General features: G+C 46.8%; 22 protein-coding genes. 15 read left to right on the top strand and 7 right to left on the bottom strand.

Annotated features, from left to right (window positions below):
• Window positions 1-225: 225 nt before the first annotated feature.
• Window positions 226-612: a DUF3301 domain-containing protein gene (locus COW15_RS09785; RefSeq protein WP_198782851.1), complete on the bottom strand. Its 387-nt coding sequence runs from the start codon at window positions 610-612 to the stop codon at window positions 226-228.
• The gene (locus tag COW15_RS09780; RefSeq protein ID WP_293632379.1) at window positions 609-1,622 is read right to left on the bottom strand and encodes a DUF3549 family protein; all 1,014 of its coding nucleotides are present in this window, start codon (window positions 1,620-1,622) and stop codon (window positions 609-611) included. Before COW15_RS09780 ends, COW15_RS09785 begins: the two co-directional genes overlap by 4 nt.
• 159 nt (window positions 1,623-1,781) lie before the next feature.
• Between COW15_RS09780 and COW15_RS09775 the strand changes: the two genes are divergently transcribed.
• Entirely contained in the window at window positions 1,782-2,102 is a 321-nt protein-coding gene (locus COW15_RS09775) for a YqcC family protein (RefSeq protein ID WP_293632377.1), read from the top strand.
• On the top strand, window positions 2,089-2,928 hold the full coding sequence (gene truC / locus COW15_RS09770; protein WP_293632375.1) for a tRNA pseudouridine(65) synthase TruC: 840 nt from the start codon (window positions 2,089-2,091) through the stop codon (window positions 2,926-2,928). The genes COW15_RS09775 and truC overlap by 14 nt, the downstream gene beginning before the upstream one ends.
• A gap of 128 nt (window positions 2,929-3,056) precedes the next feature.
• Here the strand turns inward: truC and COW15_RS09765 are convergent, their stop codons facing one another.
• Window positions 3,057-3,251 (bottom strand): hypothetical protein, encoded by a 195-nt coding sequence (locus COW15_RS09765; RefSeq protein WP_293632373.1) that lies wholly within the window; start codon window positions 3,249-3,251, stop codon window positions 3,057-3,059.
• Window positions 3,252-3,364: 113 nt separating this feature from the next.
• Here COW15_RS09765 and COW15_RS09760 point away from each other — a divergent pair, with 113 nt between their 5' ends.
• The 4 genes from COW15_RS09760 (at window position 3,365) to COW15_RS09745 (ending at window position 8,489) form a co-directional block, all read left to right on the top strand.
• Window positions 3,365-3,829 carry a flavodoxin gene (locus COW15_RS09760; RefSeq protein ID WP_293632371.1) on the top strand — a complete coding sequence of 155 codons (465 nt, stop codon included), beginning with the start codon at window positions 3,365-3,367 and terminating at the stop codon, window positions 3,827-3,829.
• Window positions 3,781-5,262, top strand: coding sequence for a PTS transporter subunit EIIC (locus tag COW15_RS09755; RefSeq protein WP_293632369.1), 1,482 nt, complete (start codon window positions 3,781-3,783; stop codon window positions 5,260-5,262). Before COW15_RS09760 ends, COW15_RS09755 begins: the two co-directional genes overlap by 49 nt.
• A gap of 214 nt (window positions 5,263-5,476) precedes the next feature.
• Window positions 5,477-6,379, top strand: a complete 903-nt coding sequence (gene purU, locus COW15_RS09750; RefSeq protein ID WP_293632367.1) for a formyltetrahydrofolate deformylase — start codon at window positions 5,477-5,479, stop codon at window positions 6,377-6,379.
• 178 nt (window positions 6,380-6,557) lie between these two features.
• Window positions 6,558-8,489, top strand: coding sequence for an HD domain-containing phosphohydrolase (locus tag COW15_RS09745; RefSeq protein ID WP_293632365.1), 1,932 nt, complete (start codon window positions 6,558-6,560; stop codon window positions 8,487-8,489).
• 90 nt (window positions 8,490-8,579) lie between these two features.
• Here COW15_RS09745 and COW15_RS09740 read toward each other — a convergent pair whose 3' ends face one another.
• The 4 genes from COW15_RS09740 to map all read right to left on the bottom strand — a co-directional run bounded on the left by COW15_RS09740 (window position 8,580) and on the right by map (window position 13,419).
• Window positions 8,580-8,933, bottom strand: coding sequence for a DUF3718 domain-containing protein (locus COW15_RS09740; protein WP_293632363.1), 354 nt, complete (start codon window positions 8,931-8,933; stop codon window positions 8,580-8,582).
• A gap of 232 nt (window positions 8,934-9,165) precedes the next feature.
• On the bottom strand, window positions 9,166-9,990 hold the full coding sequence (gene dapD, locus COW15_RS09735) for a 2,3,4,5-tetrahydropyridine-2,6-dicarboxylate N-succinyltransferase (RefSeq protein ID WP_293632361.1): 825 nt from the start codon (window positions 9,988-9,990) through the stop codon (window positions 9,166-9,168).
• Window positions 9,991-10,011: 21 nt separating this feature from the next.
• Entirely contained in the window at window positions 10,012-12,597 is a 2,586-nt protein-coding gene (glnD, locus tag COW15_RS09730; RefSeq protein ID WP_293632359.1) for a bifunctional uridylyltransferase/uridylyl-removing protein GlnD, read from the bottom strand.
• Between the two features lie 21 nt (window positions 12,598-12,618).
• The gene (map, locus tag COW15_RS09725; protein WP_293632357.1) at window positions 12,619-13,419 is read right to left on the bottom strand and encodes a type I methionyl aminopeptidase; all 801 of its coding nucleotides are present in this window, start codon (window positions 13,417-13,419) and stop codon (window positions 12,619-12,621) included.
• Between the two features lie 309 nt (window positions 13,420-13,728).
• Between map and rpsB the strand changes: the two genes are divergently transcribed.
• The 9 genes from rpsB (at window position 13,729) to bamA (ending at window position 23,719) form a co-directional block, all read left to right on the top strand.
• The gene (gene rpsB / locus COW15_RS09720) at window positions 13,729-14,457 is read left to right on the top strand and encodes a 30S ribosomal protein S2 (RefSeq protein ID WP_037458301.1); all 729 of its coding nucleotides are present in this window, start codon (window positions 13,729-13,731) and stop codon (window positions 14,455-14,457) included.
• Between the two features lie 120 nt (window positions 14,458-14,577).
• Window positions 14,578-15,429 (top strand): translation elongation factor Ts, encoded by an 852-nt coding sequence (tsf, locus tag COW15_RS09715; RefSeq protein ID WP_293632353.1) that lies wholly within the window; start codon window positions 14,578-14,580, stop codon window positions 15,427-15,429.
• 68 nt (window positions 15,430-15,497) lie between these two features.
• The gene (gene pyrH, locus COW15_RS09710; RefSeq protein ID WP_293632351.1) at window positions 15,498-16,235 is read left to right on the top strand and encodes a UMP kinase; all 738 of its coding nucleotides are present in this window, start codon (window positions 15,498-15,500) and stop codon (window positions 16,233-16,235) included.
• Between the two features lie 21 nt (window positions 16,236-16,256).
• Window positions 16,257-16,814, top strand: a complete 558-nt coding sequence (gene frr, locus COW15_RS09705) for a ribosome recycling factor (RefSeq protein WP_198782863.1) — start codon at window positions 16,257-16,259, stop codon at window positions 16,812-16,814.
• An 82-nt stretch (window positions 16,815-16,896) separates the two neighbouring features.
• Window positions 16,897-17,724, top strand: coding sequence for an isoprenyl transferase (locus COW15_RS09700; protein ID WP_293632346.1), 828 nt, complete (start codon window positions 16,897-16,899; stop codon window positions 17,722-17,724).
• Window positions 17,725-17,744: 20 nt separating this feature from the next.
• Window positions 17,745-18,602 carry a phosphatidate cytidylyltransferase gene (locus tag COW15_RS09695; RefSeq protein ID WP_293632344.1) on the top strand — a complete coding sequence of 286 codons (858 nt, stop codon included), beginning with the start codon at window positions 17,745-17,747 and terminating at the stop codon, window positions 18,600-18,602.
• Window positions 18,603-18,606: 4 nt separating this feature from the next.
• A complete protein-coding gene (ispC, locus tag COW15_RS09690; RefSeq protein ID WP_293632342.1) occupies window positions 18,607-19,797 on the top strand; it encodes a 1-deoxy-D-xylulose-5-phosphate reductoisomerase in 1,191 nt (396 codons plus the stop codon).
• 39 nt (window positions 19,798-19,836) lie between these two features.
• A complete protein-coding gene (rseP, locus tag COW15_RS09685) occupies window positions 19,837-21,207 on the top strand; it encodes a sigma E protease regulator RseP (protein ID WP_293632340.1) in 1,371 nt (456 codons plus the stop codon).
• Window positions 21,208-21,238: 31 nt separating this feature from the next.
• A complete protein-coding gene (bamA, locus tag COW15_RS09680) occupies window positions 21,239-23,719 on the top strand; it encodes an outer membrane protein assembly factor BamA (protein WP_293632338.1) in 2,481 nt (826 codons plus the stop codon).
• Window positions 23,720-23,723: the final 4 nt, after the last annotated feature.

Here is a 23,723-nt window from a genome sequence, read left to right as displayed (position 1 = left end):
AAGTAGGTGTGGTCATAAATCATCTCTTTTTGGTATAGCTTAAAGAAATGACACAGAAATTTGAACACTACCTTGTTTACGCATGGATGGTGCAGGGAGCACAATAATAGCGGGATAGCTTAACAGAGAACAGAAGGGCGTGATCTTAGGATCGCGCCCTTTCTTTTATGGGGATTGGTGACTTGGTTTGACTATTGAGACTGAGCCTTTTCGGTAGTCAGTCGCTTAATGGCACTTGCCTGAGCTACAGCCGCTTTGCGTACCACAACCGCCAAATTTCCCCTGCGCTGTAGGCGCTTCATGCCATTCTGGTTCAGGGAAGATTGGCCACTCAATTTTTTGAATTTTTTTGCCGAGCATCCAAATATGACCACTGTATTGGTTGATACCGTCGGTACTAAATTCAAATAAATATTTAGCTTTCCAGCATATTCCTGTCGTCCCGCCAAGGCTTGGACGGGCGGTTTCCATGGCAATCGCTAGGAGCTGAACTTTTTGCCGACAACATTCTTTCTCGGCAAAAATACGGCTTAATTCTGCCATTTGTCTTAGTTGCCAAAAGAATGCGGCAATCACGACCAATGCAATAATTAACAGTAAATCTGACATCATTTGCTTGCCGCCTTAAACAAACCACCTATGGCCTGTGATAGTTGAACGCTACGATTGGGATTTCTTAATTCACCTAGTAATTGATTGCGTAAACTAGGGATAGCCACAATATCAGCAAAGACCTGATTAAAAAAGGCTTGGGGTTGAAGGGCTAGTGCTTCTAAGTAAATACTGCGACTCACCTCTTGCTTTAGTACTGTCCAATTACGTCCTGCGATACTGAGCAGGCTATTGGCATCTAGCTGTGATGCTAGATGCAAATGAATAAATGCCTTTTGGCTTAACTCGTTATTGGAGGCTAATGCGCGCAGAAAATAGGTTTTGTATTCAACTGGGGCCAAGGTGAACTTGTCAAAAATTTTGTTGGCAAGTGCTGGGCTTAAATGCACATGCTCTAAACATTGGCAAAGGGCGATTTGCACTTCCATTGCTGCCGTATCAAAACTGGCAATAATGTGTGCCTCATGGTCTTGCTCGTTAACTCGCACGCATACATCGGCAATTCCTTGCATTCCTACCTGTTGCCATTGGCTGGGAGCGATTTGACCAGCAAGGTATTGCATTGCAAATTCATACTGTGTTGATGCCCTTTGTCCTAATTGCTTACGTACTAATGCATTGAATACCGCTAATTTTTCTTGGCTTGGTTTAAAGCTAAAAGGGTTGTTGGCTAAGCGTTCTTGCTGCTCATCACTCAGTGGTTGGGTGGGATCTTGCCCTAGGGCCGATAACACCATTTCGATAAATTGTGACCGTGGCGCGGGCGACAGTAATCCTTGTTCATCTAACGCCAGTTTTAGGAACCAGATAAAATGCTGCTGGCTCGCATCCCAAAATACAATGGCAAATTGTGCATGTCCCTGTATTGGATAAGGATAGGGAGTTGCAAGGGATTCGATTTGATGAAACGCCAGCAGATCAATATGCTGCACCCTGCGGCCTAGGTCATATACTTGAAACTGGGTTTTGGCTGTGGTTAAAAATTGGCTAAGAGTAGTAATTTCAGTCATTTGGCTACAATATCATCAAAAAGGCTCAATAAATGGGTGACATTATAGGGGGAAGTGCGTCTGGATGGTATGATTGCCGGACTTTAATCGGCCGAATGAGTGTGCGGGCATCTTGGGGATGTCGCTATCCCGCGCTAAATGTCAGTGGATTTGAAATCAATGTTATATAGCCAAACGCGAACAAAACTAGCGCAAATATCCGATTGCTTACGTCAAGCAGGGTTATGGTCAACCACAGCACCCTCCGCGCAGGCTATGGCAAGCACAGCCCCTTTTGCCTGTGATCTTATGCCCTTGGAGCAATGGTTACAGTTTATTTTTATCCCCCGCATGCAAGCGCTGATTGACGCCGGGCAGCCATTACCCTCGCAAATTGCTATTGCTCCAATGGCACAGCATGTGTGGCAAAACATGGGCCAATTACAGTTGTTAATTGGTGTCTTAAACGAATTGGATATGTTGTTAAATGAACCAAGATGATGCATGGCTGGAGATGCCCGATGCTGCACTAGACCCAGCCACCCAAGGTGACTGTGATGAGCAAGCGCCGGAGTTGACTATTTTATTTGAAGATGAATATATAGTTGCGATCCATAAGCCCGCAGGCTTACTCGTTCACCGTAGTTATTTGGCCCGCCGTGAGCGTTTTTTTGCTATGCAGTTGACCCGGGATTTAGTTGGTTGCCATGTATTCCCCGTGCATCGCTTAGACAGGCCTACTTCCGGTGTATTAGTGTTTGCCAAAAGTAGCGAGATAGCCAATAACCTCTGTGAGCAATTTGCTAATCATACTGTTGAAAAACAATACCTTGCACTAGTTCGTGGCAATATGCATGAATCAGGTGTGCTCGATTATGCCCTCAAAGTTGAACTCGATGAAGTGGGGGATAAATACGCAAGCCAAGATAAAGCGGCGCAGGATGCCGTCACTGCCTATGAGCCTTTGCTCAATGCGGAAATTCCATATCCTTCAGGACGATACCCAACGAGTCGTTTTGCGTTAGTGCGACTTTGCCCTAAAACGGGGCGCAAGCATCAACTAAGAAGACATATGGCCCATTTGCGTCATCCTATTTTAGGTGACACCACCCATGGTGATGGCAAACAGAATGCCTTTTTCCGGGAACATTTTGGCTTGAATCGCCTGTGGCTTATCGCTAAAAAACTCACCTTTACACACCCCGTAACCCAAACACGGATCAACATTGAGACTGAGCTTGAGCCACAATGGGAGCAGGTATTTTCTGGTCTTGGTTGGGATGATGCCGTACTCAGCCAAGAGCCGACACTCTTGATTGCTAAATAGTTGATTGCTAAGAACGAGCAGAACCCTGTCTAGAATGGGCTGAGAGGCTTATCGAGCGTCTTTTCATTTGCATGCTGGATTTATCAAAGTGATGCAGGTTACGGCGATTCGTTAAGCGCCCGCCGACATCAGTCTTGTATGCTTGAAGTATTTGTCACCTGTGGACGCAGCTTTTGCATCATATTGGCTAAGGTCGAAAAACCGGGAGTCGGAGCGAGGGGGGATTGAAGGTCCTGTTGAGCGGCGTGGAAGTAATGCTTGCGTCTAATTTTGGTGGTTTTGTGATGTTGCTTGAGGTGTTTGAGCCTAGTGGTCTGTCGCATCAGTAGCCTTCCTCATGCTCAATAACTTGATTTATAAATATTTTACGTCGTTACTTGCCCTAAAGCCTGAGAATAAAGTAAGTTCAGCTTAATAGCGCAAGATGGAGTATATCATGAAAAAGGTGAATCTGGTGTTTGGCACTGTGTATGGTAGTGCGCAGTTTACGGCTGAAACCTTAGAAAAGGCATTAATTCAACTCGGTTATGAGGCGAAACTATGGCAACCGGACGAGATTGCCCACTTCACCCCACCCCAGGATGAGTTGTTAGTGGTGGTGACTTCAACCACGGGGCAGGGTGATTTACCCGATGACATTCAGCCTTGGTTTTATCACCTAAAAAATACCGCCCCTTACTTACCAGAGCTTAAATTCAGTGTTATTGCACTTGGGGATTCGAGTTACGAGACTTTCTGCGGTGCGGGTAAGTCGGTCGATGAGTTACTGATTGAATTAGGTGCAAAACCTATCCTTGAGCGTCTTGAAATCGATGCCTGTGAAACCATGGAACCTGAGGTAGAAGCAATAAAATGGCTGGAACGTTGGAATCAAGTCGTCAAATCCGAGCTCGCCGCTTAGGTCACTTTGTCACTCAACAATGGTTTAAATTTGCCCAGCGCCTAAGCCAAGCGCTACTCATACCTATTGCTATTTTACCGGCGGCAGGCGTGATGCTGGGGTTAACCGTAAGCCCCATTCCTTTTATGCCCGCCGAGCTTACCGTGCTGATGTTGGCTGTGGGTAAGTTGATTTTTGCCATTATGCCCATGCTGTTTGCGGTGGCGGTCGCTATCGGTTTTTGCCGCGATCAAGGCATTGCCGCATTTACCGCCGTGTTTGGATATGGGGTGATGACGGCAACCCTAGCGGCCCTCGCCGATCTATACCGACTTCCAACCCAGCCCTTACTTGGAATGGAGACTTTAGATACTGGCATTGCGGGCGGTATGTTGCTCGGTGGTATCACTTGTCTTGCGGTGCGTTGGAGCCAATATATTCAATTGCCAGCCATTTTCTCCTTCTTCGAGGGGCGGCGCAGCGCATCTTTGCTGATTATTCCTTTAGCCATGGGGCTAGGCTATGGGCTTGCCCATGTTTGGCCACCCCTGTCACTTCTGATTGAGCAAGTGTCAGACTGGGCCGTATATCAGAAGCCCGCCATTGCGTTTGGCGTATATGGTGCGCTAGAGCGCTTGCTCATTCCATTAGGGCTACATCATATTTGGAATGCGCCTTTCTATTTAGAAGTGGGACAATATCAATTACAGGGGCAGGAAGTTATCCGTGGCGAAGTGGCGCGCTATTTAGCGGGCGATCCCCAGGCGGGCAATCTTGCCGGTGGGTATTTGATTAAAATGTGGGGGTTGCCCGCGGCGGCCCTTGCCATGTGGCGTTGTGCCGATAGGTCTGAGCGCAATCGGGTGGCCGGCATTATGCTCTCGGCCGCGGCGGCGAGTTGGTTGACTGGGGTGACTGAACCTATTGAATTTGCCTTTATGTTTGTGGCGCCGGTTTTATTTTTAATTCATGCGTTACTCTCAGGGCTTGCCTATTCGGTGTGCATTCTGCTCGATATTCACCACAGCATAGTGTTTTCCCACGGGCTGGTGGATTTTTCGCTCTTGTTTTCCCTTTCTCGCAATACCAGTTGGTTTATTTTCCTTGGTCCATTAACGGCGATAATTTATTACCTTTTGTTTAGATTGAGTATTTTAGCCTTTAATTTAAAAACCCCCGGTCGACTCGAACAACAAGAGCATCAAGGGGCTAAGGAGAGTTTAAGGGCGATCATTGCCGCACTTGGTGGAAGAGAGAATATTGTTGAGTTGAATGCCTGTTTAACCAGGTTACGCTTAAGTGTGCATAAACCTGAGTTGGTGAATAAAGTACGTTTGAGCCAGCTAGGGGCCAAGGGCGTGATTGTGATGGGGAAAGGTGTCCAAGTGGTGTATGGCACTAAGGCTGAAACCCTGCGAAAAGTACTGCAACGCTATTTGGATACTCGCCGTTAAGTCTATTGAATTTGATCAAAATTGGCCGAGATATCCGCTGATCTTTCGTGTGCTATTCATTTGCTTGTCTCAATATTGATCCCATTGCCTTAGATTTCCCAAATTAGTGGCTTAAATTTTGGGGTTTATCGAATGAATCTTCTAAAATGTCGGCTTTATCTCGTTATTTGTTGGATTTTCTGCTGTTTGATGTAATGAGCTATGGCACACTCGAATGAGGGACCATAGAGGAGATCAGATTTTGCAGTCACAGCATGAACAAACATTGAATGCTCAGCCAGCCTTAACACGTAAAATCCTAATGACAGATTGCGCCGATGCCCAAGGGCTTATCGCTAAGATCACGGGCGTTTGTTTTAACCATAAACTCAATATCATTAAAAACAGTGAGTTTGTGGATAATGCCCAGGGGCGATTTTTTATGCGCACTGAGTTAGAAGGGATATTCGATAGCGAGCAGTTACTGCAGGATCTGCGGGATGTACTGCCAGCACAGAATCATATGACCTTAGTCAGTGCCGGTAAAAAACGCATTGTGGTGCTGGTCACTAAAGAAGCGCACTGCTTAGGTGATTTACTTATGAAAGCCTATTACGGTGGGTTAAGTGTTGAAATTGCGGCCGTGGTCGGTAATCACAACGCGCTGCGGGAACTGACGGAGAAGTTCAATATTCCCTTTCATTTAGTCAGCCATGAAGGATTGGACAGAACTCAACACGAGCAAGCGCTGCTCGCTGCGGTGTCCCAATATCAACCCGATTATTTAGTGCTGGCAAAATATATGCGGGTATTAACCCCCGATTTTGTGGCGCAATTCCCCAACCGTATTATTAATATTCACCATTCATTCTTACCCGCCTTTATTGGCGCAGCGCCCTATCGTCAAGCCTGGGAGCGCGGGGTGAAGATCATCGGCGCGACAGCCCATTTTGTGAATAATTGCCTCGATGAGGGACCGATTATTAAGCAAGATGTCATTCCCGTCGATCATAGCTACAGTGCCTTAGAAATGGCGAGGGCGGGGCGGGATGTCGAGAAGAGTGTGCTCAGTAAGGCATTACAGCTTGTGCTCAACGAGCAAGTGGTCGTTTATGGTAATAAAACCATCGTATTCTAAGGGTGGCTTTTAATTGAAAGTCGGGGGCAGCTTAACGTTAGTAGTCTCGCCCCATTGACTCATAACAATATTCATTTTTTATATTATCAAATTGTTTATTAAGATTTTTTATTAGAGTATTTTGGCAAATACCCGTAAAGTGTTTATCCAATGTGCTAGTCATGGATGGGAGTGATAAATGTCAACTAGTCGAAGTCTTATCGTTGGGATAAAGGACCTACCTGACAATTTGACTTTATCATGGGCGCAACTCGATGAACAATTTCGAGTGCAACGCATGAGCCAAGCCTTTTACGCCCGTTGTAAGCGCTCTGCTGCGCAAATCATCAATCAGCCACTCTCAGAACTTTTTAGCGCCTTCAATGCTGAACTCTGTGCCGACATTGCTCGCCAGCAAAGACAAATTGTGGGGTTTCAGTTACAAGATGATCAAGGCATGCGATTACATTTTTCGCTGCATTTAGTGCCCAATGTGGGCTGGAATTTGATCCTATCCGACACCAATTTTGAAGATCCACAGATTAAAGAATTACACTCAGATTACCGACGTGCGATTCAAGCAAGTGATGCATGGCTACAACATATTGAAGATGTTATTAAATCTCCCCAAGAAGATGTATTTAGAATCGCAATATCGAAAGCCATGTCCTTAACGGGGAGTCATTATGGCTTTATTTTACTGCATAACGAGAAGTTAGGTTCGTTGACACTGGCTGCGCGTACTGAATATCCCACCCCTAAGAATAATGCGGCGGATTTTGTTAAAGAAGGTACTCAAGTCGCGGAGCGTGAGTGCCGTTTATGGCTTGAATGTGCCAAAAACTATAAGCCCATTATCCACAACGACAGGGACAATCTGCCACATCGGGGGGATTTTGTATTTGATCAGTTGCTGTTAAATGGCCGCTATATGGCGGTGCCAATTTTATTTCGTGCTCGAATGGTCGGCTTAGTTTGTGTGATAGGCAGGGATGAACCCTATACTCGCAGCGATGCAAGATCTTTGCTCACCTTTGCAAGTATTCTTTGGCATACCATAGAGTTACCACGGTCATTACGGGCCGTTTCCCGCCAGTCAAAAATCATTAAGGCCCAAAAAGAGCAGTTATCTCACTCATTAACTCAGTTGATCAGCGCGATTTCAGAGGCGCTAGAGCTAAAGGATGCCTATACCGCGGGGCATCAAAAATCAGTTGCTCAGTTAAGTTATTTGATTGGAGAAAAGCTTGGCTTAGAACCGCAGCGTTTAGAAGGGCTTAAAATAGGTGCCCTAGTGCATGACATAGGGAAGCTCGCCATACCGTCACAAATTTTGACTAAACCTTCTAAGTTATCCAAGGAAGAGTACGCGTTAATCCAAACTCATCCGCAGCATGGTGCGGAAATTGTTGAAGGTGTGGAGTTTCCCTGGCCGATCAGACAGATGATTTTACAGCACCATGAACGGCTCGATGGCTCGGGTTATCCGCTAGGGCTGAAAGATAAAGCCATTCTCTACGAGGCCAAGATCATTGCGGTTGCCGATGTGGTCGATTCAATACTCTCCCACCGACCTTATCGGCCATCCTTGGGCTTGGCGAAAATGACTGAAGTATTACGGGCGGGCAAAGGTACGCTGTTCGATCCCGAAATAGTGGAAACCTGCTTAGAGATTTTAATTAACCGTGAGCTTAGCATCAGTGATCATATCGGCTCAGCGGCATTAGAACCAGTAGTGACTGTGACACTTGACCATGAGCTTGCCGATATCAAACGTTTATTAGCGACGGCCCATGCGAAAGTTGCCGTGGTGCTGAATGAGACACACAAGATCACGGGTATGATTACTCAACGTCTCTTAGATTACTGGTTGAGCCCCTTAATAGACACAGCCGCAGAGCGGGAACAGGATAGGGCCTTTCTTCGTAAAAAAGCCCATCAAATTATGGATCGCTCTGTGCCTATCATCAACGATGTCGCGACCTCAGAAGATGCTTTGCAACAGCTTAATCAATTGGACACCGAGTTTCTTGTGGTCGTTAATAAAGCGCAACATGCTATAGGAGTCATTGGCTGGCGAGCAATAGCGATGGCAAACAAGGAGCGGCAAGACGTCGAGCGTTTGATTTAACCCTATCGCAATATGTTGAACACTATCAATCAATATATCAGTCAAAAAAAAGGCGCCTGAATGACGCCTCTACAGTGAAACTTAAATGGATTAAAAATTAACGGCATAGACCTCATCCATAGTGTTTGCGGTAATATCTTTAATAGTCACTTGACCTTGTACATAGCGTCCTATGCGTTGTGCGGTTTTTTCGGCACCTTGACTCAAGGCGAACTGATGAAAGTTCTCACCATTACAGACTAAACGTGGAAATATTCGTGCCTCATTAATCCGATATTCTTTCATCGTACCATTGAAGGACACTAAGTTATTGCTGGCACCGGCTTTACATACCGCGATGAGGGTATTTTCAAGCTGTGGATCCATTGCTGCAAACGCATGAGTGCTCATACCGAGCGCACAGAATGCGGCTATACCACCTAATTTTGCCAATGTAGACTTCATATTAAGCTCCTTGCTGGGGGATATTCCTTTTTAGTTAAGTTGCTTTTAGATGGTCTTGCTGGGGGAATTTAGCGATGAAATGTATCTAAATGTTGGATCTGGAACTATGTGTGTCCCTGTGTAACTGTATGTGTTTTTTTGGATAAAAGAGCCGTTAGGGTTTAAAAAATGCCAAGTAAGGGCTTGGCATCTTAGTTAACATTAGCTAACACGAAACATTAAGGATTGAAGGCTAGTCAACAATACGCAGCAGTTCGTTGATACCCACTTTACCGCGGGTTTTAGCGTCCACTTTCTTAACGATAATCGCGGCATAGAGGCTGTACTTGCCACAGGCAGAGGGCAGGTTGCCAGAAACGACAACAGAGCCCGCTGGCACACGACCATAATGCACTTCGCCGGTTTCGCGATCATAAATTCGAGTGCTTTGGCCGATATACACGCCCATAGAAATCACTGAGCCTTCTTCAACCACTACGCCTTCAACAATCTCAGAACGCGCACCGATAAAGCAGTTATCTTCGATGATGGTTGGGCCCGCTTGCAATGGCTCAAGTACACCACCAATACCCACGCCGCCAGATAAATGCACGTTTTTACCGATTTGTGCACATGAGCCAACGGTCGCCCAAGTGTCAACCATAGTGCCTTCATCAACATAGGCGCCTAAGTTCACATAGGATGGCATCAAGACGGTATTTTTACCGATGAATGAGCCTTTACGCACTGTGGCAGACGGCACCACACGAATCGCTTCCGCTTTGAAGCGGGCTTCATCATATTCGGCAAATTTTAACGGCACTTTATCGAAGTATTTGGTTTCGGCGCCATCGATAACCGCATTATCGAAAATACGGAAGGACAGTAATACCGCCTTTTTCAGCCATTGGTGCACATGCCATTGTCCGTCGATTTTCTCGGCGACACGGACTTCACCTTTGTCGAGCATATTGATGACATGTTGCACATCGTCACGCACGCTGGTGTCAACTGTGCTTGGCGTGATGTCGGCGCGAGCTTCAAAAGCCGCCTCAATACGTTGGCGTAAAGCCTCCATTTACTTCTCCCACTGGTCTCGTTAATTAACTGATTCGATATTTTTTGCACTCAAGGCACTGATTAAAGCGTCCCTGAGGGTATTTTCCTGGGTTTCGTTAAGCTGCAGGCCGTCATTGGTTTGCAGCATAAAAAAGTCTTCGGCCCGCTCTCCAATGGTGGTGATCTTGGCCGCGAGTAAGGTTGTGTTGCAACGGTAAAAGATATCGCCGACTTTTGCCAGTAATCCCGGCGAATCTAAGGCGATAAGCTCCATCATACTTGTACCATGACGACTGCTTTCGAGGAAACTCACTTGTGTTGGCACATTAAAAGGTTTCATCTTGCGCGACAGTTTTCTAAAGCGAGGCAGTTTTGGGCTGTCGCTCGACAGGGCTTTCTCGAGTGCCTTACGGATACTTTGGATGCGTGAAAGCTGGCTCACTGGCTCGCCATCCTGTTCTAAGATCACAAAGGTATCGAGGGCATAATTGTCCTTTGAGGTCATAATGCTGGCATCATGGACGTTGATATTTTTATTGTCGAGTACCGCCATCACAGTTGCGAATAACTTTGGTCTGTCTTGGCAATAGACAAACAGCTCAGTGCCGCCACGAGTCGTGTGTTTGGACACTAAAACTAGGGGCTCATCCTGTTGTTTGTGCTTTAAAATCGCCTCGGCGTGCCACGCCACTTGGTTGGGTTGGTGACGTAGAAAATAGTCGGCTTTAAAGCGTTGCCACAGGGTATCGAGATCTTTCTCTTTCAGTCCACGGCGCAGCAGCTCTTTCTTGGCCTTGGCTTGGTATTCGCGCACCCTAGCACGGATATCGACGGGTTTTTCTTTGCCGCGTGCGAGCACCCTTTGGGTCGAAAAATACAAATCCCGCAGCAGTGAGCCTTTCCAATTATTCCAGGTTTTTTCGTTGGTGGCGCAGATATCGGCAACGGTTAAGCAGTACAGATAGCTTAAATGCACGGCATCACGGACTTTATTGGCAAAATCGGCCACCACATCGGGATCGGAAATATCCCGGCGCTGGGCGGTCACGGACATTACTAGGTGATTCTCAACCAGCCAAGCGACTAGACGGCCATCGTGATCGTTTAACCCGTGCAGCTTACAAAAGGCGAGGGCATCGCTGCTGCCCAGTTTACTGTGATCGCCACCGCGGCCTTTGGCGATATCGTGAAAGATTGCACCGAGTACCAGCAAGCCCTTTTTCGGCAGTTGGTTGATCAGAATTGAGCCTAGGGGAAATTCTTCCTTTTGTTCTGGCTGGGAGAATCGTTCAATATTGAGCAGCAATCTGTGGGTATGCTCATCGACTGTGTAGGCGTGAAACAGGTCGAATTGCATCTGGCCTTCAATGTTTCGCCACGCGGGTAAATAGGCCGACAGTACGCCGTGTTTATGCATTAAAGATAAAGCAACAATGCCGCGGGGATGACGCAGAATTTCCATAAAGGCTTGGCGACAGAGCGGATTTTCTTGCAGCGCTTGCGGCTGTGCACGCCTTGCACGGCGCAGTGACCGCAGCGTTGGTGCGTAAATGCCTTTGATGTTGGAGTTTTTAGCGACTAACAAAAACAGTCGGACAATTTCTTCGCCGCTATCGAACAGATCATCGCTGAGCGCTTCAATAAAAGTGCCGCGGCGCTGGTAGTGTTTATCTATTGATTGAATTTCTAAGGCTTTTGTGTGCCCTAATGTTGCTCGCTTAAACAGCTGCAACAGCATTTCGTTCAGCTCCATCACCCGGCGCACCGTGCGATAGTAACGCTTCATCATCTGCTCGACGGCAAGCTGGGTGGCGTCTTCATAACCCATTAGCTCTGCAACTTGGCGCTGCACATCAAACAGTAAGCGGTTTTCATCACGACCTACTACCATATGCAGGGCAAAGCGCAGTTTCCACAAAAAATGCTGACATTCGAGTAATTCTTCTAACTCGGCGGGTTCTAAAAAGTCGTATTGAACCAATTCTTCAAGTCTTGATGCGCCAAAGTGACGCATGGCGACCCAGGCGATGGTTTGAATATCCCTAAGGCCACCCGGACAGCTTTTTAAGTTTGGCTCTAAATCGAAGGCACTGGCCTTAGCATGGCGGGCATTCTGTTCATCCCGTTTGGCGATAAAAAAATCGCTGGAGGTCCAAAAATCACTCTGGCGAATGGCGTCATATAAACGGTCGAATAGGGATTCAGGGCCTGCGATCAACCGTGCTTCTAAAAGATTTGTCGCAATCGTGATATCTTCGCGGCCCAGTCTTAGGGTGTCGTCCAATGTCCGCACACTGTGGCCAATTTCAAGGCTTGCATCCCACAGAAATGCAATAAATTGACTGAGTGCGGCTTCTGCCGCAGGGGATAGGTCGCCCTCAAACAGAAACAATAAATCAACATCCGAGTGGGGATGTAATTCGCCCCGACCATAACCACCTACCGCAATAAGGGCTATGTCATGGGCTTGGAGGCCATGTTGCCCCCAAGCCTGCTTGACGAGGGAATCGACAAATTGGCAGCGCTGCGTGACGAGCTCTTCAATCGGGGCTTTTGCTTTAAATTGTGCTAAAAGCGCTTGATTCTGTTCGATTAGTGCAAGTTTTGCGAGCTGAGCTGTATTCATCGAGTCCCTTGTTTGGATTGTTTAGTGATTGATAAAGCGTGGAAAATCTTCCTCATCACGTAAGGTGAGCACTTCAACACCAGTTTGTGTCACTAATAACGTGTGTTCCCACTGGGCTGAGTTTTTACCATCGGAGGTGGTCACAGTCCAGTTATCCGACTTGTCGAGCACTGTGGTGTGGCGACCCGCGTTGATCATTGGCTCAATAGTAAAGCACATGCCTGGGCGCAAAATAGTGTTATCACCGTTACGGTAGTGCATGACTTGAGGTTCTTCATGGAAACCTGCACCGATACCGTGGCCACAATAATCTTGCACGATGGAATATTTCTCAAGGCCTGTTTTACTGGCCTTGATGAATTTTTCGATAGTATTGCCGATTTCACCCAATTTTAAGCCTGGACGCACCTTACGGATCGCCAAATACAGGCTCTCTTGGGCAATACGACATAAACGCTTATCTTTCGGACTCACTTCGCCGATTAAAAACATCATTGAGGTGTCGCCGTGGTAACCGTCTTTAATGACTGTGATATCGATGTTGAGAATGTCGCCATTCTTCAATGGGGGATTGTCATTGGGGATACCATGGCAAATAACACTATTCACCGAAGTGCAGATTGACTTAGGAAAACCATGGTAATTAAGCGGAGCGGAAATGGCGCCTTGCTCTTCGGTGTATTTTGCGCAGAGGTCGTTGAGCTCATTAGTAGTGACACCCGCCTTAACATAGGGGGCGATCATTTCTAATACCTGTGCGGCAAGCTTACCCGCTGCGCGCATTTTTTCGATTTCTTCTGCTGTCTTAATGACGATACTCATTGCGTTTTCTCTTGTGTCTTCGATGTCTATTGGCCACGCCATCCCTATGCAAAAATTTGTGCTTTAGGGCTATTTATGGTATAAAGCGCGCCGTTATGTTTAAGTCTTGATGAATTACCCAAGCTCAGCTTTATCTGCTCTTGGGCGATGGCAAAACTAAATATGGCGGCCATTATACATGGCAATTTGTCTAAATACTAAATCACACACGTGTCGACACATTCTTCGGGGTGCCCTCAGTTATTCTCTGCGGGGTCGAAGACATGGGATACGTGGAGGTCTAACCCCCTAAATTTTAAGGTAATAGAAATGACTACAGTTTCAATGCGCGATATGCTTCAGGCCGGTGTCCACTTTGGTCACCAAACCCGTTACTGGAACCCAAAAATGAAGCCATTCATTTTCGGTGCTCGCAACGGTGTTCACATCATCAACCTTGAGCATACTGTGCCAATGTTCAATGAAGCACTGGCTTTCATCAGCAACGTTGCTTCAAAGAAAGGTAAAGTATTATTCGTTGGTACTAAACGTGCTGCTGGCGAAGCGATCAAAGAAGCGGCTCTGTCTTGTGACCAGTACTACGTTGATCACCGCTGGTTAGGCGGTATGCTGACTAACTGGAAAACCGTTCGTCAGTCAATCAAACGTCTGAAAGAACTGGAAAGCCAATCAGTAGATGGTACTTTCGACAAGCTGACCAAGAAAGAAGCGCTGATGCGTACTCGTGAGCTTGAAAAGCTGGAAAAATCTTTAGGCGGTATTAAGAACATGGGCGGCCTGCCAGACGTATTATTCGTCATCGGTGCTGACCACGAGCATATTGCTATTAAAGAAGCTAACAACCTGGGTATCCCTGTTGTTGCAGTTGTTGATACTAACTCTGCGCCAGATGGTGTTAACTACATCGTTCCTGGTAACGACGACGCGATGCGTGCTATTCGCCTGTACACTACCTCTGTAGCTGCTGCTGCTAAAGCTGGCCGTGGTCAAGATCTGGCTGTTCAAGCTGAGCAAGACGGTTTCGTAGAAGCCGAATAATAATAAGGCGGGATGATTATCATCACCCTTATTAACCAAGATTTTTGATTGGTTAACAGGGGCCATTCGGCCCCTGTTTTATATCTGCAAATTAGTCGAATTTTTAGAGAGGATTTAACAATGGCAATTTCTGCTGCCCAAGTTAAAGAACTGCGTGAGCGTACTGGCGCAGGCATGATGGATTGTAAAAAAGCGTTAGAAGAAACCAACGGCGACATGGAGTTAGCGATTGACAACATGCGTAAGTCTGGTGCTGCTAAGGCTGCTAAGAAAGCAGGTAACATCGCTGCTGACGGTACTATCCTAATCAAAAACGGCGAAGGTTTCGCTGTGCTGTTAGAAGTCAACTGTCAAACTGACTTCGTTGCTAAAGATGCTAACTTCTTAGGTTTTGCTAACGCTGTTTTAGACGTTGCTGCAGCGTCTAAAGTTGCTTTAGAAGACTTAAAAGCACAGTTTGAAGAAGCGCGTGTTGCCTTAGTTACTAAAATCGGTGAAAACATCAACGTTCGTCGCGTTGAGTACATCGACGGTGCTAAATTAGCTTCTTACCGTCACGGTGAGCGTATCGGTGTAGTTGTGACCGGTGACGCTGATGACGAAACTCTGAAGCACCTTGCAATGCACGTTGCCGCTTCTAAGCCTGAATACGTTAACCCAGAAGACGTTCCAGCTGACGTAGTGGCTCGTGAACAAGCTCTGCAAATCGAAATTTCAATGAATGAAGGCAAACCTGCTGACATCGCTGAAAAAATGGTAGTGGGTCGTATGAAGAAGTTCACCGGTGAGATTTCTCTGACTGGTCAAGCTTACATCATGGAACCAAAGAAAACTGTTGGCGAATTCTTGAAAGAGAAAGGCGCTAAAGTCACTAACTTCATTCGTTTAGAAGTGGGTGAAGGTATTGAGAAGAAAGAAGAAGATTTCGCAGCTGAAGTTGCTGCTCAAATCGCTGCTTCTAAAAAGGCTTAATCGCCAACGCTAAATACCCCCAAGACCGCAGCAATGGCTGCGGTCTTGTTATGACCAGGATAAAAATTATGAGCACCAATCCAAAACCTACATTTAGACGCATTCTTCTAAAATTAAGTGGCGAAGCACTGATGGGCGAAGAAGGCTTCGGCATCGACCCTAAAGTATTAGATCGCATGGCTCAGGAAGTAAAAGAGCTGGTAGAGTTAGGCATTCAGGTGGGTGTGGTCATTGGTGGTGGTAATCTGTTTCGCGGTGAAGGCTTAGCAAAAGCGGGCATGAACCGTGTGGTGGGCGATCACATGGGTATGCTGGCAACGGTGATGAACGGCTTGGCTATGCGTGACGCCCTGCACCGTGCCTATGTTAATGCTCGTCTAATGTCAGCAATCCCATTAAAAGGGGTGTGCGATGACTACAATTGGGCTGAAGCGATAAGCCTATTAAAATCGGGCCGTGTGGTGATTTTTGCTGCGGGTACGGGGAATCCCTTCTGTACGACCGATTCTGCGGCTTGTTTACGTGGCATTGAAATTGAAGCCGAAGTCGTGCTAAAAGGCACCAAAGTTGACGGCGTCTACTCCGATGACCCAATGAAAAACCCTGAAGCCGTTAAGTTCGATGAGTTAACTTACGGTGAAATACTTGAAAAAGAATTAAAAGTAATGGACTTAGCTGCCTTTACTATGGCGCGTGACCATGACATGCCTATCCTAGTGTTCAATATGAACAAACCCGGCGCACTACGTCGCGTAATTATGGGTGAAGAAGAAGGCACATTGATCCGAGCAAAAAAAGTTATTTAATGACCAAGAAGGACATTTAACGTGATTACAGATATTAAAAAAGATGCCCAAGAGCGTATGGGTAAGTGCGTAGAAGCGACCAAAAACCAAATGGCTAAGGTGCGTACCGGTCGTGCACACCCAAGTCTGCTGGACTCAATCCAAGTGTCTTACTACGGTACAATGACACCACTGAACCAAGTGGCCAACGTGGGTGTTGAAGACTCCCGTACTCTGTCTGTGACTGTGTTCGACCGTAGCGCTATTCAGGCGGTTGAAAAGGCGATCATGAGTTCAGACTTAGGTTTAAATCCAATGTCTGCCGGCGCAACCTTACGTATTCCATTACCTGCGTTGACGGAAGAGCGTCGTAAAGACTTTATCAAAGTGGTGCGTAACGAAGCGGAAGCAGGGCGAGTCGCTATCCGTAACGTGCGTCGTGACGCGATTTCGGAAGTGAAAAAGCTTGAGAAAGCCAAAGAATGCACCGAAGATGATGTTCGCCGCACTGAAGATGAAGTACAAAAGTTCACCGATGCGCATATTAAGAAGGTCGATGATATTTTAGCGGCTAAAGAAATTGAGTTGATGGAAGTCTAATCTCAGGCGCTATAAGCTAGAGTTGATGCGCCGTGTAGGGGTATACTACACGGCGTTTGTCTATTTTAAAGGGTTGTAATAGATGTCATCCACAGTGGAATTTGATCCGCAATCTAGGTCGGACGAGTGTGAACACTATGCTCAAACGACACTGCCTGGACAATTACCCGAACTCGTGAAACAGTCATTACCTAAGCATGTTGCCATCATTATGGACGGTAATGGCCGCTGGGCCCAAACCCAGGGCAAACCACGCGTCATGGGACATAAGGCTGGGGTTAAAGCGGTGAGACGTGCGGTGAGCACGGCGAGTCAATTAGGGATCCAATCGCTGACGTTATTTGCGTTTTCCAGCGAGAATTGGCGTAGACCCGATAAAGAAGTCAGTTTGCTGATGGAATTGTTTTTTACTGTGCTGCAGCGTGAAATAAAGCTGCTGCATAAAAATCAGGTTAAGCTCAATATCATTGGTGATATCAGCCGTTTTTCTGCTCGTTTACAAAAGCAAATCAGTGCCGCCCAAGAAAAAACCGCAGCTAATACTGGGCTTATCTTAAATGTTGCCGCCAATTACGGTGGCCGCTGGGACATACTGCAAGCGGCGCAAAAGTTAGCACAAAAGGTCGAAACTGGCGAAATGACCAGCAGTCAGTTCACCGAAGAAGCCTTAAGTGAACATTTGTGCATGCAAAGTCAGAGTGAAGTTGATTTAATGATCCGCACGGGTGGGGACTGTCGCATCAGCAATTTTGTGTTGTGGCAGGCGGCCTATGCAGAATTGGTGTTTATTGACACCCTTTGGCCTGATTTTGATGAACAGGCTTTTCATGAAGCGATTGCTATTTTTGCCAGTCGCCAGCGCCGTTTTGGTCTGACGGGAAGTCAGATTGATGAGATGCGCGCATTGTAAAACGTCATGAGGGATTTTTTTTGCTAAAACAACGTATAATAACAGCAATTTGGTTAATTCCATTAGTTTTGGGGGCAATCTTTTTACTCCCTGTCGAATATTTTGCTTGGGCTTTAGTCGCCGTCTTTCTTATCGCCGCTAAGGAGTGGGGGCGGATTATCGATAGTCAGTGCGATGTTACTCAATGGAGTTTCACCTGCACCGTCGGTATTTTATTAATCGCAATCAATTTAATTGTCCCCATCGATGCCGTTTGGCTTAGGGGACAGTTGCATCCTATCTATTTAGCCGTGATCTCGATTGGCACTCTTTGGTGGGCTATTTCGCTTTTGCTGGTGGTGACTTATCCTAAAAGCGCCAAAATCTGGCAAAAAAATCCTATGCTAAAGTCCATGTTTGGACAACTCACCTTAGTGCCTTGTTTTGTGGCCCTCATTGCCCTTAAGTCTATGAGTTCACAGATTTCGCCTTACTATGGCGCATCTTTAGTACTATTGGTGATGCTGATTGTATGGGCGGCGGACTCAGGCGCTTACTTTGTTGGCAAGGCGATAGGTAAGCACAAACTGATGCCCGCAGTCAGCCCAGCTAAGACCCTTGAGGGCTTGGTCGGTGGATTAGCGACGACCATGATCGTCGTGGCGGGGATTATGTATGTTTCCCCCGAACAAGAACTGGGATTAGTCGTGGCGGTCACTATCTTTGTGGCGCTGATTTCGGCCCTTGGTGACTTGTCCGAGAGTATGTTTAAACGCGCCGCCTGTATCAAAGACTCGGGAACGATTCTCCCTGGGCACGGCGGCGTGCTCGATCGCATCGACAGCCTGACAGCAGCCTTGCCGGTGTTTACCCTGATCTACATTGCATTTTGGATGTAACGCTATGCAAAATATGGTGATTTTGGGGGCGACAGGTTCAATTGGTGCCAGCACCTTAAGTGTCATTTCAGCCAATCCTGCCGCCTACCATGTGTATGCTCTAGTGGCGAATGGGAGTGTTGATAAGATGCTCGCCCTCTGTGTGGTGCATCAACCCCAAGTCGCCCATATGGTTGATAAAAGCGCGGCCTTGGCCCTAAAAGTATTATTGCCTCCCGCGCTCAATATCCAAGTCACCAGTGGTGAGGATGAACTGCTGGATTTAGTCACCTCATCGAAGGTAGATACTGTGATGGCGGCGATTGTCGGCGCCGCAGGGCTAGTGCCGACCCTCGCCGCTGTGAAGGCGGGTAAGCGGGTATTACTGGCCAACAAAGAAGCCTTAGTCATGTCGGGTGAGTTGTTTATCGAGGCGACTAAAGCTTCTGGTGCCACATTATTGCCTGTGGATAGCGAACACAATGCCATCTTCCAATGTTTACCCCAAGAAGTGCAGGCAAATCTTGGCCGCTGCGACTTAGCGGCGTCGGGGATTTCCCATATTCTGCTAACCGGTTCTGGTGGACCTTTCCTGCGGTCTGATCTTACGACACTTGCCGCCATGACACCTGCCCAAGCCTGTAAACACCCTAATTGGTCGATGGGGCCGAAGATCTCGGTTGATTCGGCGACCATGATGAACAAGGGCTTAGAGTTTATTGAGGCGCGCTGGTTGTTTAACACTCAGGCTGAGCAACTCAAGGTGGTTATCCACCCGCAAAGCGTGATCCACTCTATGGTGCAGTACCGTGATGGTTCGGTTATTGCCCAAATGGGTAACCCAGATATGCGCACACCGATTGCCCATTGCATGGCTTATCCGCAAAGAATTCATTCTGGCGTTGAACCTTTAGATTTTTTCAAAGTCGGACAGTTAAGCTTTTATGAACCTGATTTTGAACGTTTCCCCTGCTTGGCTTTGGCAATGGAAGCCTGTGCCCAAGGCCAAGAGGCGACAACCGTATTAAATGCAGCCAATGAGATTGCAGTCGAAGCATTTTTGCAGGGGCAAATTGGCTTTACGCAAATTGCCAAAGTGAATGAAGCCTGTTTAGTAACCGTACCTAAACGCCCTATGGGCAGCATAGAAGATATTTTGGCTCTAGATGCGCAAACCCGCGTGTATGCGCGTGAGACCTTAGCAAGCATCGCTTAGCAATAGTTGAGTGATTAAACCGATAACGTAAGGAGTGGAATGTTAGATTTTTTATGGAACTTAGGTTCTTTTATCGTTGCACTGGGCCTGTTAATCACTGCCCACGAATACGGCCATTTCTATATCGCGCGCCGTTGTGGTGTCAAGGTCGAACGTTTCTCCATAGGTTTTGGTAAGGCGATTTGGCGCCGTGTCGGTAAAGATGGCACTGAATACGTGTTAGCCATGATCCCACTCGGTGGTTATGTCAAAATGCTCGATGAGCGAGTAGAAGATGTGCCAGATGAATTAAAAGATCAAGCATTCAATCGTAAGACCGTATGGCAGCGCATCGCCATTGTGGCTGCTGGCCCGATTGCGAATTTTATTTTTGCTATTGTTGCCTTGTATTTTATGTATTTGATTGGTGTGCCATCACTGAAACCTGTGATCACATCGACAACACCTGGCACTGCCGCCGCGCAAATCCAGGTCACTGAGCCGATGCAAGTGACCGCGATATCGGGCCAAGCCGTGCGTAATTGGGAAGAAGTGAATTTAGCCTTAGTGGGCCACATAGGTGATGAAAGCCTGAGTGTATCGCTGATGCCATTAAACGGTTTACAGGGCTTAGACTCAAGTTTGCGGACTTATACTTTAGATACTCGCAATTGGCGTTTCGATCCTGAAAAAGAGTCGCCCATCACAACCTTAGGTTTAGGTATTTATCGACCAGAAATTGAGCCTAAGATTGCATTAATCAGCCAAGGTAGTGCCGCCGAAAACAGTGAACTTAAAGTCGGTGACATGTTAGTTGCCATCAATGGTGAAAATTATACCGATTGGCAGGCTTTTGTTGACATTATTCAACATTCTGCCAATGTGCCTGTGGAGCTTACTGTGCGTCGTAATGGAGAGCAGTTTACTGTCTCTGTGACCCCGTCGAGTGCTAAAAATAGTGAAGGGCAGGAAATAGGGGTATTGGGTGTGAGCCCCGCCCAAGCACAGTGGCCCGAGAATATGCGTTTACAACTAGAATATGGACCAATTGATTCTTTGGGCATCGCAGCCGATAAAACATGGCAACTTGTTGTTGTGAGCTTTAAGATGATTGGCAAATTATTTACCGGCGACGTGTCGGTGAAAAACCTGAGTGGACCCATTTCAATCGCACAGGGTGCGGGCAGTAGTGCAAACTATGGCTTGGTCTACTTTCTCGGGTTCCTCGCGCTCATCAGTGTGAATTTAGGCATCATCAATTTGTTGCCTTTACCCGTGCTCGATGGGGGACACCTGCTGTATTACTTTATTGAAGTAATAACTGGTAAACCTGTATCTGAAAAGGTGCAGGAAATAGGATTCAGATTTGGGGCAGCACTATTGCTGATGTTGATGAGCATTGCGCTTTTCAATGATTTTGCCCGACTCTGAGCAAGGACAGACTAATAATTAGAAGTGCTCTATGAGATTGAATAAACTTTTTGCCTCGATGTTATTCGTCGGTGCGTCGTTTTCAGGGACTGTGTTGGCGGATACTTTCCAACCCTTTGAAGTGACCGACATCCAAGTTGAAGGTTTGCAGCGAGTCGCACTGGGTGCTGCCTTGTTAAGCTTACCAGTAAAAGTAGGTGACACTGTTGACCAGCTAAGAATTCAACAAGCCATCAAAAGTCTGTATGCCTCGACTAACTTTGAGAATGTCTCTGTGAGTCGTGATGGTGGTGTGTTAGTGGTGAAAGTCACTGAGCGTCCCACCATCAGTGCCGTGACCTTTGAAGGCAACAAAGACATTAAAGATGAGCAGTTACAGGAAAGTCTGGACGGCTCAGGCGTTAAAGTCGGCGAATCTTTAGACCGTACTATGCTGACAGGCATTGAAAAAGGCCTGCAGGACTTCTATTACGGCGTGGGTAAATACGGTGCTAAAGTCGAAGCTCAAGTGATTAACTTGCCCCGTAACCGGGTTGAGCTGAAATTTAAATTTACCGAAGGTTTAGCGGCTGAAATCCGCCAGATCAACGTGGTGGGTAATAAAGAGTTCACCGATGCTGAGCTTATCGGCATGCTGGAACTCAAAGATTATGTGGCTTGGTGGGATCTGTTCGGTGAGCGTCGCTACCAGAAGCAAAAGCTACAGGCCGATCTCGAGACCATCAAAACCTATTATCACAATAAAGGTTATATCCGCTTTGAAGTCACTTCGACACAAGTGGCGATGACCCCTGACCGTAAAGGTTTATATATCACCATCAACGTCAACGAAGGTGAGAAATATAAAGTTAAAGAAGTAAACCTGACTGGCGATCTGATGGGCCGCGAAGAGTTGATGCAATCAATTCTGCCTATCAAAGCGGGCGATATGTACAACGGCGGTGATGTGACCTTCACCGAAGAAATGTACAGCAAATATTTAGGCCGCTTCGGTTATGCCTACCCAGAAGTCAAAACCTACCCTGAAATCGATGATAAGACTAAGGAAGTGACCTTAAATATTAACGTTAAACCGGGTAAACGGGTTTATGTGCGGTCGGTGAACTTCAGCGGTAATACCGTCACCAAAGATGAAGTAATGCGCCGTGAGCTGCGTCAAATGGAAGGGGCTTGGTTAAACTCGGCGCAAATAGAGCAATCGAAAGCCCGTCTTAACCGCCTAGGTTTCTTTGAAACTGTCGATACTGAGACTATCCAAGTACCTGGCACCGATGATTTAGTCGATGTCGCGGTTAAAGTGAAAGAGCAGCCATCGGGCTCATTCAACGCCGGTGTCGGTTATGGTACTGAATCTGGGTTAAGTTTACAGTTTGGGGTACAGCAAAATAACTTCTTAGGCACAGGTAACCAAGCGGGTATTAGCTTGAGCACCAACAAATACTCTAAAAACGTTAACTTATCTTATACCGATCCCTACTGGACCAAGGATGGTGTGAGTTTAGGGGGGAGTGTTTATTGGAACGAGTTTGATGCGAACGAGGCCAACCTTGAACGCTATAAGAACAGTTCCTACGGTGTGGCACTCAACTCGGGTTTCCCGATCAACGAATACAACCGTATCAACGGTGGTATTGGTTACCGCCATAACACGATTTCTGAAATTTCCGCCTATGAACAGGCACTGCGTTTCTACAACATCTACCGTGATGATGATCCAAATGCAGACTTGAGCTTCGATAACTTCGAGCTAAACCTTGGTTGGTACCGTAGTACCTTGAACCGTGGCACCTTCCCAACGGACGGTTCATCACAACGTTTAAGCGGTAAGATGACGGTGCCAGGTTCGGACTTACAGTACTTTAAGACGGACTTTGACACTAACTTCTATCAGCCTATTAATCGTAGTCATAGCTTTGTGCTGCTGGCTCGTGGTCGTTTAGGTTATGGTAACGGTTATGGTCAATTTAATGATAACGATCAGATCCTACCTTTCTGGGAAAACTATTACTCCGGCGGTAGTAGCTCCTTACGGGGCTTTAAGTCTAACTCTGTGGGGCCACGTTCATTCTACCTTTATCGCGGTAGCGAACCTTGTGCGCCGGATCCATCCGGTGATGGCTGTAGCCTACCGGGCGATCCAAATAGCATTCAAGTCAGTTCAGGCCGCTCTATCGGTGGTAACGCCATTGCAACGGCCAGTATGGAGTTGATCGTTCCAACCCCATTCTTGGATGAGGCTTACACTAACTCAGTGCGTACGAGTTTCTTTGTTGATGCGGGTAACGTCTGGGACACTGAGTTTGATTACAACGCCTACCAAACCCTGCCAGCAGACGAGTTTGCTAAGTTACAGGATTATAGTGACCCATCCCGTATTAGGGCTTCCTGGGGCTTAAGTTTACAGTGGCTATCGCCAATGGGACCTATGGTATTTAGTCTGGCGTGGCCAATAAAAGAATACGAAGGCGATGAAACAGAGATCTTCTCGTTCAATATTGGCAAAACTTTTTAAAAGG

This window comes from Shewanella sp. CG12_big_fil_rev_8_21_14_0_65_47_15, from assembly GCF_002783505.1.
Lineage (GTDB): Bacteria > Pseudomonadota > Gammaproteobacteria > Enterobacterales > Shewanellaceae > Shewanella.
The sequence above is the reverse complement of the archived record's forward strand: the minus strand, read 5'-3'. Positions and strand labels throughout refer to the sequence as shown.

Excerpts from the sequence above, each read along its gene's own strand:
- COW15_RS09785 (WP_198782851.1), bottom strand. The coding sequence starts at position 612 with ATGATGTCAGATTTACTGTTAATTATTGCATTGGTCGTGATTGCCGCA.
- COW15_RS09780 (WP_293632379.1), bottom strand. The coding sequence starts at position 1,622 with ATGACTGAAATTACTACTCTTAGCCAATTTTTAACCACAGCCAAAACC.
- COW15_RS09775 (WP_293632377.1), top strand. The coding sequence starts at position 1,782 with ATGTTATATAGCCAAACGCGAACAAAACTAGCGCAAATATCCGATTGC.
- truC (WP_293632375.1), top strand. The coding sequence starts at position 2,089 with ATGAACCAAGATGATGCATGGCTGGAGATGCCCGATGCTGCACTAGAC.
- COW15_RS09765 (WP_293632373.1), bottom strand. The coding sequence starts at position 3,251 with ATGCGACAGACCACTAGGCTCAAACACCTCAAGCAACATCACAAAACC.
- COW15_RS09760 (WP_293632371.1), top strand. The coding sequence starts at position 3,365 with ATGAAAAAGGTGAATCTGGTGTTTGGCACTGTGTATGGTAGTGCGCAG.
- COW15_RS09755 (WP_293632369.1), top strand. The coding sequence starts at position 3,781 with ATGGCTGGAACGTTGGAATCAAGTCGTCAAATCCGAGCTCGCCGCTTA.
- purU (WP_293632367.1), top strand. The coding sequence starts at position 5,477 with ATGAGGGACCATAGAGGAGATCAGATTTTGCAGTCACAGCATGAACAA.
- COW15_RS09745 (WP_293632365.1), top strand. The coding sequence starts at position 6,558 with ATGTCAACTAGTCGAAGTCTTATCGTTGGGATAAAGGACCTACCTGAC.
- COW15_RS09740 (WP_293632363.1), bottom strand. The coding sequence starts at position 8,933 with ATGAAGTCTACATTGGCAAAATTAGGTGGTATAGCCGCATTCTGTGCG.
- dapD (WP_293632361.1), bottom strand. The coding sequence starts at position 9,990 with ATGGAGGCTTTACGCCAACGTATTGAGGCGGCTTTTGAAGCTCGCGCC.
- glnD (WP_293632359.1), bottom strand. The coding sequence starts at position 12,597 with ATGAATACAGCTCAGCTCGCAAAACTTGCACTAATCGAACAGAATCAA.
- map (WP_293632357.1), bottom strand. The coding sequence starts at position 13,419 with ATGAGTATCGTCATTAAGACAGCAGAAGAAATCGAAAAAATGCGCGCA.
- rpsB (WP_037458301.1), top strand. The coding sequence starts at position 13,729 with ATGACTACAGTTTCAATGCGCGATATGCTTCAGGCCGGTGTCCACTTT.
- tsf (WP_293632353.1), top strand. The coding sequence starts at position 14,578 with ATGGCAATTTCTGCTGCCCAAGTTAAAGAACTGCGTGAGCGTACTGGC.
- pyrH (WP_293632351.1), top strand. The coding sequence starts at position 15,498 with ATGAGCACCAATCCAAAACCTACATTTAGACGCATTCTTCTAAAATTA.
- COW15_RS09700 (WP_293632346.1), top strand. The coding sequence starts at position 16,897 with ATGTCATCCACAGTGGAATTTGATCCGCAATCTAGGTCGGACGAGTGT.
- ispC (WP_293632342.1), top strand. The coding sequence starts at position 18,607 with ATGCAAAATATGGTGATTTTGGGGGCGACAGGTTCAATTGGTGCCAGC.
- rseP (WP_293632340.1), top strand. The coding sequence starts at position 19,837 with ATGTTAGATTTTTTATGGAACTTAGGTTCTTTTATCGTTGCACTGGGC.
- bamA (WP_293632338.1), top strand. The coding sequence starts at position 21,239 with ATGAGATTGAATAAACTTTTTGCCTCGATGTTATTCGTCGGTGCGTCG.